This window comes from Klebsiella sp. A-Nf5 (assembly GCF_002810545.1).
Taxonomy (GTDB): Bacteria; Pseudomonadota; Gammaproteobacteria; order Enterobacterales; family Enterobacteriaceae; genus Klebsiella; species Klebsiella variicola.
Genome location: NZ_PIOG01000040.1, coordinates 15,827 through 29,415 on the forward strand (window position 1 = coordinate 15,827; position 13,589 = coordinate 29,415).

The following is a 13,589-nucleotide window of genomic DNA, read 5'->3' on the forward strand; positions in this document are numbered from 1 at the left end:
TGCCCTCCTACAGGGATGAACTCAACGACAGTAAAGCGAAAGAATCATCGGTTAAACGCTGCGTTAACTGTTCCAGACTGATGCCGGGAGGGACAAAAAAAAGGGGACACTGCTCACGTCCGGTCGGACTGACTCCGGTATATCCGGCTGCGCGAACCTCTCTTTCCAGACGGACATCCAGCAGAAACCCGTTTTGTGTTGGTTCCAGAACAGCCACACCATGCCAGGGGACCCGGGAGGAGGAAGGCGATATCTGCACAGAGTAATGCCCGTGTTTCTCATCTTTACGGTGTATCGACATGCGCAGGGTTTCAGGGAACAGGGAACGCACGTCATCGAACCCGGTCGTATTTTTACCTGCAGTATTGCTTTCATAGGCTGCAACGTATCTGGCAACCGCCTGCAGCACCTGATTCAGGATCACCCGTCTTAATAACTCGACATCTTCTTTCTGAGGGGTATAGATATTATTCATGAAATGACAGTAAAACTCGCCGTACTCAAGCGACTGCTCCCGGGCATACGTTTCAAGGAGAGGGTAGGGTAGTGCAAAGAGAAGCGGTTCAAACAACTGCTGAAGGCGGGGATCCTGCTCACGCAAAGTCGTAAGAAAAGCCCCCCTTCCTTCTGCCTGGTACAACCCTTCAGAATCACTGACACACGCCATCAAAGCATTAAGTTTGGTGGTGTATTCAAGATCATTAAAATACCGGGTTTTCCATGATAAATTATTCTGGATATCTTCGTAACGGATAAGTGACAGTAACTGATTGTCCATATTGACGGTATCCATAAAAGCCAGGAGATCGTCGCGATAGTCCCGTATCATCTTTCTGTCAAGCATATCGAAGCACGGGTAGCGATATTCATCCTGAATAGCATAAATATGTACCGGAGTAATATCTGCCTGTATCCAGTGCCTGAACTGTACAGGGGACATTTCAGCATCAGAAAGCAGAAGTAAAAATGAGAATAGATGTTCCGGGTATTCATAATTCAGACATGTGTCATTCTGCAGTATTGAGCGGATGAATTTTCGCCGGCGGATGTATTCCTTCCCGAAAAATTTAAGTCTCAAATCCTCTTCAATAAGAGTCATAGCTTCTCCGCGTTTACCGGATGTACGTTCTCCGGCTTGCCGTAACAATGTCCAGGGATCAGTTCCCTGTGCTTTAAGTGTTTCGGAGACGGAATGAGCCATATTAAACAGACTGCGCTGGACCTGCCGGCAGCTGGCAGCAAGGGCATAGAGTACACTCAGGGTGTAGTACTCCCCCAGGTCCGGTAATAAAGAGTCATGTTTTAGTGGCGACGGTGTCCGGAAAGGTAACAACAATATGGAGAACGTCACCCGACCGGCTGGGTCAGTCTGAATATCTGCCACTCGTTGCGCTCGAGCCTCTGCGCTGAGGGTCCCTCTTCTGATTAGCCGGGATGTCATTACTTCTGTAATAATCTCGCGAAAATCACAGGGATTGTCCTGACCTGCCCGCGAAAGATTCCGGAGTGCATTATTTGAGATCCTGTCTGTCAGTTGTTTAATCAGAGCACCATATTTATTACTTATCCACTCTTCAATTATTTCACCAGGGACAATATGGTTTTCTTTTGACGGGATGTGTTCAGGGAGTGTCTGCAGTATGCCAAATGTTGAAGCAGTTTCATCAGTATGGTATTCGTCATGACTGGTCGTAAAAAGATTTAATACAGGTTCCATATTTATTACCTCTCCATTTCGTGAAAATGAATTAAAGCAAAAATGGTGCCATTAAAAAAAAAGGATTTGGCCAGCTTTCTCTGTTTTTTTTGCACCGACCGGGAGCAAATGCATCATGCCCTGGTGCAATAAATGTGATTTCACACGGTTATTATTAGATCTAAAATAGACAAGTTATCTTGTGCTGTGTTTTTGAAATTAAAAAAATAAAGCTTGTCAGATTAATGCGGGGTCAGCTATCGAAAACAACGTGTTTCGTATAGCCGTTGTTATCCCCGGCTCTTAACCGGGAGAAATCCCCTCTGCCTTTTATCTCATCGCTGCAGCAACCGGGCCATCTGATAGTGGCAAAAAAATAATTGGGCACGGTTAGGCGATTTACGCTTCGGTTAATTTTTTAGAACCTGGAATTTATGCCCCAGCCTTAACAGGAATGATCCTTTCTGCCAGGGATGAAATACAGGGCCGTGCTTGCCCAGCTCTGCGATAGGCACACCTGTCAATCCGGCGGCGGCATAATGATAGCGCAGGCGGACAGAGAAGGGCGGGGAAATCCGTGATATTTATGAAGTTTTGCGCGGTATACTCCAGAGCATTATCAGCAACGGGAAGGGCGGAAATGACAGCGACAATACCGGACGAATTTATCGCGGCATTTAACCGCGTTTGGCGACTGCCAGCGGGCATGGACAACGTCACCATACTTAAATCACCCGAATTTCTGCATCTTCGGAACACGGCAGATAAGCTTTGCTATGCCAAAATCAAAGGAAACCTCCTCGATCCATTTCTGCTTCGTGGACTCCAAAACTGCACAACTAAAAACCACGATAAGAAAATGGGTATGGATAAGAAGGGAAGGACTTGCTATAACAAATCCCTGATCAATTCCCATGGAGGTAACATGGCTATTTCAGCTCGTAATCAGCTCGTCGGAATAGTGAGTTCAACAGAACACGGTGCAGTTAACGATGAAGTCGAATTAACACTGGCAGGTGGAGCAAAGCTGATTGCTATTGTCACATCTGGCAGCAAAGATGTGCTCGGGCTATTGCCGGGTAAAGAAGCTATCGCGCTGATAAAGGCTCCTTGGGTTACGCTGGCGACCGAAAGCTGTGGACTTAAATTCTCTGCCCGCAATCAGTTTGCAGGTGAGGTGAGCAAGGTAACGGAAGGTGCGGTAAATGCGACCGTTCATGTAAATGCCGATGCCGGATTTGAAATCGTGGCAGTCATCACCAATGAAAGCTGCGAAGTGTTACAGCTGGCAGTGGGCGTACGTGTGATAGCACTGATCAAAGCCTCTTCTGTTCTTATTGCCACACGAATGTAATGTGATTCTCTGAAATGACGAGCCTCGCATAAACGGGGCTTTTTAATACCTTAAGTGCATCACGTTACACCTCATACAGGGGTAATCACTGCAAGCGCTCATGGTGTTTTATCTACGTGCTTTCCAACATACTGCTAGTCTGACCTACTACAACTCTCCGAAAAGGTGGCAGTCTGGTGGCGAAACTGGTTGCGTACAACTTTAAACTCAGGCAATGAGCGTCTGCGGGCCGCTTTTCTGCAGATACTGCCACTCCGCAAGTTCGGCACCTGCAGGATCGGTAATAATGAGATCTATCTCAGGTATCTGAGCGTAAATAACCCGACTGGTGACGCCGATTTTACTGTGATCCGCAAGAATAATACGTGTTTTAGCGCACCTCACCATCGCACTGGCGATGGCCGCCTCATGATGGGCAAAACTGCTGGCGCCGTCGCGGGCGGTTACTCCGACCGGCGACAACAGGGCTACGTCGGCGCGGTAATGGTGGATTTCGCTGATGGTCCGATCGCCACTGGTGGCCTGCAGTGACGGGCCCATATGGCCCCCGAGCAGGATAACCTCATGCTTAAGGGGCATCTCTCCGCCACTGAGTTTGAGAGCCACGTTGAGGCTATTGGTGATAATGATCATGCCAGGCATCGACAGCAGTTCGTCCGCCAGCAGAGTGGTGGTGCTGCCGGCGTCGATAAACAACGTCTGCCCCGGTATCAGCTGCTGCACTGCTGCCCTTGCGATATCGCGCTTCTCTTTCGCGCGTACAGTATTGCGCACTGATAGCGGTGGCTCGGCTTCCTGAGCGATGGAGGCGATCCCGCCATGCACCCGCCGCAGCGCGCCCATCGCTTCGAGCTTCAGCACATCCCGGCGCACCGTCTCGCGGGAGACACCGAGATGCTGGACAACTTGCTCGGTGCTGACCCGGTTGAGGGTGGAGAGCAGCGCACAGATACGGTGAAGGCGGGTCTCTTCTAACATGAATAAAGGTTCTCTATCGGCGCTTGCCGGTTAACAGGTTTAGGAGCAGCGCCATTATAGCGACAATCCCCATGATGCACGTAGAAAAAGCCGCCGCCTGGGAGGTGAAGCCCGCTTCGTCGAGGCGCATCACCGTTACCGCGCCGAGCGGCAGCGAGGGCGTGACGAGGAAAATCACCGCCGAGAGCGTCACCATTGAGCGCATAAACAGGAACATCGCCACCGAGATAATCGTCACCCGCATCGCCGGCAGGTAGACGTCGCGCATTATACGTACCACCCCGCCGCCGAGTACGTTGGTGGCATCCTCCATCGAACCGGGCACGTGGCGCATGCCCATCATCATGGTGGTGAAGCCCTGGGTGTGGTAGTGGTAGTAGTTACACAGCGCCACCAGTAACGCGGTGCCATAGAGCATACCCCAGGGCAGATCGGCACTGTTAAAGGTAAAGACGTAGGCCAGCCCCAGTACCAGCCCGGGTACGCCCACCGGCAGCGCGCTGAGCAGTGTAGCGAAGTCTGCGGTTCGCCCTGGCTGGCGGCGAATGCCGAAGGTGAGCAGGAACAACAGTAACGTGCCGACTATGGCCGCCAGTGCCGAGATCCCAACAGAGGTCCACAGCGGCGTGTAGCCCCCCGCCAGGTCAATATTGTAGTGTTTGAGGGTCAGGTCCAGCCGGTAGGGCCAAAGCCGGATCAGACTGGCCATCACCACCGTGGTAATGGTGGCGACGATTGCCAGAGAAATCAGCATGTTCAGCAGCCAGAACAGAATATCGCGCCCGCGCTGCGGCGTCGGAACGTAGGACTGAGCCGAAGCAGTGCCGATCATTTTCTGCCGCCTGGCCGCCGCCCGCTCAATCCAGATTGCCGCCGCCGCCGGCAGCAGCAGCAGAATGCCGACTACCGCTCCCATACCAAATTTCATCTGCCCACTGACCTGGCTGTAAATCTCAGTCGCCAGCACCGGGAAGTCGCCACCGATCACCACAGCGTTGCCAAAATCGGTAATGGTAATCGTGAACACCACGAACCCGGCACTGAGCAAACCAAAGCGCACGCCCGGTAGGGTGATATCGAGAAACTGTCGCCAGCCGCTGGCCCCCAGCACACCGGCCGCCTCATACTGACGGGCGTCGCTGTGGCGCAGAGCAGCCTGAATTATCAGCACAGCCTGCGGCAGGGCATATAGCACGTCGGCAATCAGCAGGCCGTGAAAGCCGTAAATATCCAGCCTCACTCCCAGAATATTACCGACGATACCGTTGCGTCCGAGCAGAAAAATAAGCCCCAGCCCCAGTACCAGAGAAGGCGCCAGCACTGGCAGCGCGGTAGCGAACGTGATAAAGCGCTTCGCAGGCATCACGGTAAACTGCAGGCCGTAAGCGACGATAAAACCCAGTAGCAGGGTAATAATCGTGGTTGCGATGCCCAGCAGCAGGCTGTTGCCGAGCGCCCGCCAGACGCCGGGAGCGTCAAACAGCGTCACGTAGTTATTAAGGCCGACGGCGCCGCTGCGGTCGTCCACCAGGCTGTGCCAGAGGATGCTGAGCATTGGTCCGCCGAAAAAGGCCAGCAGCGCCAGCAGCGGTAGGCAAAGGCAGAGGCGGGAGAGCCAGCGGTCAGCCGCTGATTGCGGAGGAAGAAGTGATCTGCTCATGCCTGCACCCATGCGCAGTCCTGCGCGTCAAAAGAGAGAGTAACCCGGTCCCCAGCCGCCAGCCCCACGGCGCTGCTGGTTTCGACCAGCAGCGGCTGAGATCGCCACAGCACCTGCACTCGCTGAATGCTACCGAGGAAGCTGGTGCTCACCACCATCCCTTCCGCATCCGGAGCCTGGCGAATGCCAATGCGCTCCGGGCGGATAAATAGCTCGGCATCCTCCGGCTGGCCGCCTGCGAGCAAGTCCGGCATCCAGTGTTGCACCACCGCCTGCGGCAGCAGGTTGCTGTGACCCATAAATTCGGCCACAAATCGTGTGTGCGGCGTGGTGTATAGCTCGCGCGGGCTTCCTTCCTGCATAATGCGACCTCCCTGCATGCAGACGATTTTATCCGCCATGCTCATCGCCTCCTCCTGATCGTGAGTTACCATCAAGGTCGGTATGCCGAGGTGCTGCTGTACCTCGCGCAGCTCCTGCTGGAGTCCGGCTCGCACCCGTGCGTCCAGCGCAGAGAGCGGTTCGTCGAGCAACAGCAGGGAGGGGCTGACCGCCAGCGCACGGGCGATCGCCACCCGCTGCTGCTGTCCCCCCGAAAGTTGGGCCGGGTAGCGATGACCGAAGCCAGCAAGCTTCACCGTTTCCAGCAGATCGCTGACCCGAGCCTCGATTTCAGCAGTCGGTGTGTTGCGTATTTTCAGGCCATAACCGATGTTTTGGGCAATGGTCATATGCGGAAACAGCGAATAGGATTGAAAGACTATGCCAAATCCGCGATCACGGGCCGGAACGTTGACCAGATCCCTGCCGTCGAGGCTGATTTTACCGCCGTCAGCTCCCAGCAGACCGGCGATAATGCGTAGCAGTGTTGTCTTGCCGCAGCCGCTGGGACCGAGCAGACAGACAAACTCCGCTTTATCGACTGACAGGTTGATGCGATCCAGGGCAACGTAGCCGTCAAAAGTTTTGTAGAGATTTTCGATTACCAAAGCCATAGCGTCCTCCTCCAGCTTAACGACCGATTGTCTTCTGCCAGGTGGCGAGAATGGTATCGCGCTCTTTGGCGCTTTTGGCGAAGTCCACCGGATAGAGCACCTTAGAGAGGTCCGCCGGCAGGCCCGCAGCCTTTGCAGCCTGCGACTGCGGTACACCCGGAATGGTGACAATCTCCTTGTATTTGGTGTACCGGGTGGCAGCGTTACCGGAGAGCGTCCAGTCGAGGAAGCGTTTAGCATCGGCCTTATTTTTCGATGCCTTCATCAGGCCGGAGGCTTCCAGCTCGTAGCCTGCACCGTCTTTCGGGATGACCATCTCAACGGGATAGCCTTCTTCAATGGACTGCATCGCGGCAAAGGCCAACGAGACACCAATTGCGTACTCACCGGTGCGCGCGGCTTTGCAGGGACGGGAGCCAGACTTGGTGTACTGGGCGATATTGCCGTCCAGCGATTTCAGGAACGCCCAGCCCTTCTCATCGCCCTTCGACTGAAGCAAGGCCGCAATCTGCAGATATCCAGTGCCGGAGGACACCGGGTTCGGCATCACCACCTCGCCTTTATAAACCGGATTAGTCAAATCCTGCCAGGTCTCCGGTACCGGTAAGTTCTTTGCCTTCAGGGCTTCGGTGTTAACGCAGAACGCCGCCATATAGCCAGTGGTGGCAAACCACTTATGGTCCGGTGCGCGGGAGGCGGCACCAAGCTTTTCACTACCTTTTGCGGTGTAGGGTTCCAGTAAGCCCTCAATACGGGGGTCCATCACGTTGGTCAGCGCCCATCCCCAGATAACGTCATTCTGCGGATTTTTAGCCTCCGCGAGAATGCGCGGACCCAGATCGCCCGTAGAGAGGCGTAGTACGTTGATGGTCAGATCCGGCATATCCTTTTTTGCACTCTCGACGTAGTCCTTAATCTCATCCTCTTCCAGCGAGGTATACACGGTAATGGTTCCCGCATGCGCCGCTCCGGAGAGCGTTGCGAGAGCACAGGTGGCCATCAGGCTGGTACGGCGAAATGAAAAGCGTTTCATTGAACTCTCCTTAATGCGGTTAAAAGTGGTGGTGCGCTGTGCCTTACGCCATGAATACGCTTTTTGTGTATTCACTTAACGATTGCGTTATTGGCAATGTGTAATTATGTGCACTTTCTGTGCCAGGAGAACATTTGTATGTGTATTTAATAGATAACAATCAAAAACAATAATATAAATAAAATATCGCCATGAAGCTTTTAACTTTATTGGGTTTTTTGTGGATTTTATTGCACTTTTTTGGTGTTTTTATTTCACTAATTGAGTGCATGAAAATGTATTTGTGTATTTTATTGCATTTTGGTGGGAGTCACGTGTAGGCTAAAACCTGTGAACTTAACCAGCGAGTCAACCGAAACCGGGAGTTATCATGGCGACACGTTCTACCATCATGGATACCAACAGCTTTCGCGCAGAGCATGCGGATGCTCTGGATGCCCAGACGCGAAGGCTGACCGACAGACGCGGCCAACTGCTGGGCGAGTCCTACCGTCTGTTTTATCGTAATCCGGTGCATCTGGTGCGCGGCGAAGGGCAGTATCTCTGGGATGCGGCGGGAGAGAAGTATCTCGACGTCTATAACAACGTCGCCAGCATCGGCCACTGCCACCCGGCTGTGATTGCTGCCGTGCACGAGCAAATGAGCCAGCTCAACACCCACACACGCTATCTGCACGAGCGTATCCTGGACTACACTGCCGACCTACTGACCACCGTGCCTGACGCCATCAATAAGGCGATGTATATGTGCACCGGCTCCGAAGCTAACGACCTGGCAATCCGCATTGCTAAGGCCTGGAGCGGCGGCTCAGGGATCATCGTCAGCCAGGAGGCCTATCATGGTACCAGCGAGCTGACCTCTGGCGCCTCCCCGGCGCTCGGCAGCGGTCAGCCGCTGGCACCCACCACCCGGCTGGTGCCGCCGCCGGATCGCTATCGGGTGGACGCCTCCGATCTCGGCATCTGGTGGGCGCAGGAGATCCAGAAGCAAATCGATGACATGGCCGTCCACGGCATCAAGTTTGCCGGACTTATGGTGGACTCGATTTTCTCCTCCGATGGTGTACTGCCTGGTCCGCAGGGCTTCCTGAAGCCGGCACTCGACGTGGTGCACGCTAACGGCGGGATCTTTATTGCTGACGAAGTGCAGCCGGGTTTTGCCCGCACCGGAGAGAGTTTCTGGGGCTTTGGCCGCCACGGCATTGTGCCGGACGTGGTGACACTTGGAAAACCGATGGGAAATGGCATCCCGGTCTCCGGGTTGCTGGCAAAAGCCGACGTACTGGCCGCCTTCAGTGACGATATTCCTTACTTCAACACCTTCGGCGGCAACCCTGTGTCGATGGCCGCCGCCCAGGCCGTGCTGCAGGTTATTCGCGAGGAGAAGTTGCAGGAGCACAGCCTCAGGGTCGGTGAGCTGTTACGTAACGAGCTGGCGCTGCTGGCAGATCGCCACCCGAACGTCGGCGACGTGCGCGGCGCCGGGCTGTTTACCGGCTTCGAGCTGGTAAGCAATCGTGAGAGCAAAACGCCGGACAAAGCGCTGGCGTTGGATGTTATCGAACGCTTGCGCGCCGAGCGAGTGTTGACATCCGTGGCCGGGCCCTATGGCAACGTGCTGAAGCTACGCCCGCCGATGGCGTTCCAGACAGAGGATATCGACTGGCTGGTAGGATCGCTTGATAAAGTACTGATGGCTTGCACGGCGAATAAACAGCAAAGCTGACGTTCTGGAAAAACACCGAGGTAAAAGCCACGCTGGGCGCGGCGGGAACATCTTTCTCCGCAGCTTAAACTGGTCGCTGTCCGGATTTTGCTGAATCAGATTGACTGTGAAACGGCCGGGAAAAAACTGGCAGAATTAATAGAGCAATTCGAGTTTGATATCACCGCTGCCGAACTGTCAGCGTATCTTTTTAAACCGGGCCATGCCTGACGGCTTACCCGGTACTTTATTATTTTATAGTCTGACAGCCGATATATCTGACAAGCCCCCAGAGGGGCAGCAGAGCAAGCATACACATCACCGCCCCGGCTAAAGGAGTGTATGCGAGCTTATTATGATGCACGAGTACACTTCCGATATTTTCCCCCCAGAAAATACCCAGGTTAAAAGCAGATATATTCAGGGCAGAGGCAAATCCGACAGCTCGCGGAGTGTAGCGTTCAGCCACTAACAACATGCCCTGCTGTACCGCAGGAGATAGTCCAAATGCAAGGGCTCCCCACAGGAAGAGTAACCCAATGACAGCCGCTTTCCACTGAAGAAAGAGGGCCAGAGCGATTAATGACACTGCCAGCAACACAATCTGTGTACCCAGCGTTACGGACCAGCCCCGGGTCGATGAAAAATGACCGCCAGCCAGGTTACCTGTCAGTGTGGCTCCCCCGAAAACTATCAACAGTAAGCTTGCGACTTCGGAAGAAAATCCGCTGAGTGTCGTCAGAATGGGGATCACAAACGTAAATGCAGCAAAGCTGGCCCCAAACCCCAGCACAGTAATGCTCATCATGGTCAGGATTGCCGGATGTGCCAGCGCCTGCAACTGTTCCCTTACATTCCCGGATCCGCTATTTCTGATGCCGGGCAGCCAGAATATTGTTGCCAGTAATGCAAGCAGAGCCAGTAAACTCACCATGATTAATGGCACCCGCCAGCCCATTATCTGACCAATGAAGCTGCCGAGCGGTACCCCAATAACCATGGCCAGAGTCAGTCCGGCAAACATAACGGCTATGGCCTTACCTGCTTTCCCCGCAGGGACTATCCTGGCGGCTACCGTTGCCCCGATGGCGAAAAAACTGCCATGCGCGACGGCGGTTATCAGTCGCCCGGTAAGAAAAAGAGGGTAACTGTCCGCCAGTGCCGAAAGCAGGCTTCCAGCCAGAAACATAATAATCAGGGCTGTCAGCACCCTTTTTGGCGGGAAACCAGCGATAGCCATCACCAGTAACGGTGTACCGACAGCCAGAGCCAGCGCATACAAACCCACAAGGTTGCCGGCACGGGGTAGATCAATGGTCAGTGCTGTCGCGATTTCAGGCAGAATACCTACCACAATAAATTCGGCCATACCAATAGCAAACGCTGTCACGGACAATGCCAGCAAACCGGGGTGAATACGCTGCATAGCCTTACACCCTGCCTGCTGCAGATGTAGCCGCGGCTCCTGACAGAGCGAGTTGCTGGTCAGCATCTACCGTAGCCCCGGCCACACCAACAGCGCCAAGAATATTGCCCTGATCGTCCCGCAAAACAACCCCGCCGCCAAAACTGATTAAGCCTCCGTTAGTCGACTCCAGAGAATAAATTTTCCCGCCCGGACGGGCTTCCTGTCCCAGGGAGGCTGAATCAGAACCAAACAAGGCTGCGGTGCGAGCTTTTTTAATCGAAACATCAATTGCGCCGGCTACAGCACCGTCCATTCGCAGGAAGCTTCTCAGCAGGCCTGCATTGTCCACAATACTGATACAAACAGCCTGGTGTTGCTCCTGAGCCAGTAAGGTAATTGTACGAATGGCATCACGTGAAATTTTCTCGAACATATAAAACACTCCGGTTGATGAAAGAGTGTTTTTATAACGGACCGGATTATATTGCCCAAGCAATGCCAGCTATCAGCTGTTAAAGTTTGATAATGTCAAACATTTCCCTCATCACTCTGACAGCCAGCCGTCTGAGATAGTCAGGATGCAGGCGATGAGAAGGGCCCGCCATTCCCAGCGCGGCGACTACGTAACCATGCTGTCGCAGGGGGAGCGCGAGGCAGTTAAGTCCTTCCTCCGCCTCCTCTAAATCAAGAGCATACCCAGATTTAGCGATACAGAGCAGCTCGCTATTGAGTTTGTCAGTAATAATCCCTTCTTTTCTGAGGGTTCTCGTCAGGTCATCATCAAAAGCGAGAAAGACACGTCCAATTGCTGAAGTGGTCAGTCCCTCCCGTGTCCCCCTGGGACTGGCGACACGCAGCGAACTTCCGCCTTCGATCGCGTCAATATAGAGATACTCACGTGTACCACATGGCACGGCCAGCCAACAGGTTTCGCTACTGAGCACAGCAAGCCTGCGTAGTGCGGGAGTAAAGATTTCCCGAAGTTGCTGGTCCGTATCCGTGAGCGGCCGGGCGACATCCCGTAACCGCAGACCCGCAATATAATACTGCCCACGGCGTGAAACGTATCCAAGCGAAGAAAGCGTGGCGAGCAACCCATGTAACGTCGTTTTATTCAGAGAAAACTGTTCTGACAGTTCGGCCAGACGGAATCCTTCGTTACGGGTGACCAGTGTTTCAAGGAGCAGCATAGCCCTCTCCACGGACTGTATGTATTTACGCTGATTCAAGGCCTGATATCCTGAACAGAATAATGATGGAAAGAGAGTATTTTCTGATGTCACACATCCACGTTCCTCACAAGTCAGCAGCACTTTAATATACCAGTGGGCCCTGAGTGCTTTCCTGCCGTATCAGGGCTGCTAAACGGTTCAGTCCATCAGAAACCCGCTGGTCACTCCGTTCATGACTCAGACACACCCGGACCGCCGCAGGGAGTTTCTCCTGGTTCATTGAGAATATGCTGGCCGGATTGACTAGTACCCCAGCCACACCTGCGGCCGTAGCAAAAGTGTCGGCATCCCAGTTTTCCCCCGGGAACAACCATATATGATGTCCCTCAGGACTGGCATGAAAGCTCGTACTGCCAAGACAGGATGCTGCCAATGCCTGACGGCGTCTGGCATGGTCACGCTGCATTGCATTCATTTCCTCAGCACGACCTTCCTGTATCCATCTGCTGGCTATCTCGGCCATCATGGCCGGCTGATGCCGGCAGATAAGCTGGCTGGTATACGCCAGTGCCCGTAATATTTTGTCTGGAGCATGTATAAATCCCACCCGTAACCCGGGGGCTACCGATTTAGACAGTGATGTGATGAATACGGTTTGCAATGGGGCATACACTGCAACAGGAGCTGGACGCGAAGCGGGTAACATACCGAATACATCATCCTCGATGAGATAAAAATCAAATTCTCTCGCTATCAGTGCAATCTCGCGGCGTCTGTCCTCTCCCATTGTAATCGCTGTGGGTGTGTGCAGGGTAGGCATCAGATACAGCGCCCGGGGCCTGTAATGTCGACAAGCTGCCCGGAGATGTTCCGGTGAAATACCTTCATCATCCATCGTTATGCCCACGACCCGCCTGCCTGCCTTTTGCGCCATCTCTTTTACCGGCGAATAAGAAAGGGATTCGGTCAGTAGAACGTCATCAGGCTTAAGCAGCGTCATCAGCGCAATAAAAATCGCCTGCTGTGCGCCACTGGTTATCATCACAGTATCTGCGCTGCAGTTAAGCCCGTGACGGCAGAGCCACTGTGCTCCGGCCTCTTGATGCCGGAGCCGCATTGCATCCGGATAGTGATCCAGAAGCATATGCGAATTATTCTCCCGTATAATCCCGGCAAGAGTGCCTTCAAGAAGGTTTCCGTTATTTTCCATGAAAGGTAGGTTGACTGAAAAATCTATGGGGCCAGCATCAGGTCTCAGTACCGCACCAGCCCGCTCTGTATTCCTTTGATTATCTGGCGAAACAACAAATGTTCCCCGCCCGACAATTCCCTCAATGTAACCACGTCGGGTCACATCCATATAGGCACGCATGACGGTATTGGGTGACAGGCCCAGCTTGTCTGCAAGATATCGTTGCGGAGGTAGACGTGCTCCGGCAGGTAAAATCCCGCTACGGATGTCGTCAATAATTGCACTGGCCAGTGCCCGGCATCGAGCCCCTTTTCTCAGTGATAAATCAGGAATCCAGATTGTCATGAAGGCAATATACCTGTTGCATTCTATCGGAGTGATAATTATACAATACAA

At 53.6% G+C, this 13,589-nt stretch carries 11 protein-coding genes; 2 read left to right on the forward strand and 9 right to left on the reverse strand.

Annotated elements, in window-relative coordinates; translation table 11 throughout:
- Positions 1 to 7 precede the first annotated feature (7 nt).
- Positions 8 to 1,717, reverse strand: a complete 1,710-nt coding sequence (locus CWM53_RS04920; protein ID WP_100730245.1) for an L-tyrosine/L-tryptophan isonitrile synthase family protein — start codon at positions 1,715 to 1,717, stop codon at positions 8 to 10.
- Between the two features lie 904 nt (positions 1,718 to 2,621).
- On the opposite strand from CWM53_RS04920, the gene CWM53_RS04930 reads away from it, so the two are divergent.
- Positions 2,622 to 3,050: a TOBE domain-containing protein gene (locus CWM53_RS04930; protein WP_047718108.1), complete on the forward strand. Its 429-nt coding sequence runs from the start codon at positions 2,622 to 2,624 to the stop codon at positions 3,048 to 3,050.
- A gap of 207 nt (positions 3,051 to 3,257) precedes the next feature.
- Here CWM53_RS04930 and CWM53_RS04935 read toward each other — a convergent pair whose 3' ends face one another.
- From CWM53_RS04935 to CWM53_RS04950, 4 genes are read right to left on the reverse strand one after another with little or no spacing between them, the layout of a single operon-like run.
- Positions 3,258 to 4,028 carry a DeoR/GlpR family DNA-binding transcription regulator gene (locus CWM53_RS04935; protein WP_040225639.1) on the reverse strand — a complete coding sequence of 257 codons (771 nt, stop codon included), beginning with the start codon at positions 4,026 to 4,028 and terminating at the stop codon, positions 3,258 to 3,260.
- Positions 4,029 to 4,041: 13 nt separating this feature from the next.
- A complete protein-coding gene (locus CWM53_RS04940) occupies positions 4,042 to 5,688 on the reverse strand; it encodes an ABC transporter permease subunit (protein WP_100730258.1) in 1,647 nt (548 codons plus the stop codon).
- The gene (locus CWM53_RS04945; RefSeq protein WP_100730244.1) at positions 5,685 to 6,683 is read right to left on the reverse strand and encodes an ABC transporter ATP-binding protein; all 999 of its coding nucleotides are present in this window, start codon (positions 6,681 to 6,683) and stop codon (positions 5,685 to 5,687) included. Before CWM53_RS04945 ends, CWM53_RS04940 begins: the two co-directional genes overlap by 4 nt.
- Before the next feature lie 16 nt (positions 6,684 to 6,699).
- On the reverse strand, positions 6,700 to 7,716 hold the full coding sequence (locus tag CWM53_RS04950; RefSeq protein WP_077257685.1) for an ABC transporter substrate-binding protein: 1,017 nt from the start codon (positions 7,714 to 7,716) through the stop codon (positions 6,700 to 6,702).
- Positions 7,717 to 8,086: 370 nt separating this feature from the next.
- On the opposite strand from CWM53_RS04950, the gene CWM53_RS04955 reads away from it, so the two are divergent.
- Positions 8,087 to 9,442, forward strand: a complete 1,356-nt coding sequence (locus CWM53_RS04955; RefSeq protein ID WP_100730243.1) for an aspartate aminotransferase family protein — start codon at positions 8,087 to 8,089, stop codon at positions 9,440 to 9,442.
- A gap of 229 nt (positions 9,443 to 9,671) precedes the next feature.
- Here the strand turns inward: CWM53_RS04955 and CWM53_RS04960 are convergent, their stop codons facing one another.
- The 4 genes from CWM53_RS04960 to CWM53_RS04975 form a co-directional block, all read right to left on the reverse strand.
- Positions 9,672 to 10,847 (reverse strand): MFS transporter, encoded by a 1,176-nt coding sequence (locus tag CWM53_RS04960; protein WP_100730242.1) that lies wholly within the window; start codon positions 10,845 to 10,847, stop codon positions 9,672 to 9,674.
- A 4-nt stretch (positions 10,848 to 10,851) separates the two neighbouring features.
- A complete protein-coding gene (locus tag CWM53_RS04965) occupies positions 10,852 to 11,262 on the reverse strand; it encodes a GlcG/HbpS family heme-binding protein (protein ID WP_047718088.1) in 411 nt (136 codons plus the stop codon).
- Positions 11,263 to 11,341: 79 nt separating this feature from the next.
- Positions 11,342 to 12,112 (reverse strand): IclR family transcriptional regulator, encoded by a 771-nt coding sequence (locus CWM53_RS04970; protein WP_264755251.1) that lies wholly within the window; start codon positions 12,110 to 12,112, stop codon positions 11,342 to 11,344.
- Between the two features lie 31 nt (positions 12,113 to 12,143).
- Positions 12,144 to 13,538: a PLP-dependent aminotransferase family protein gene (locus CWM53_RS04975; RefSeq protein ID WP_100730241.1), complete on the reverse strand. Its 1,395-nt coding sequence runs from the start codon at positions 13,536 to 13,538 to the stop codon at positions 12,144 to 12,146.
- Positions 13,539 to 13,589: the final 51 nt, after the last annotated feature.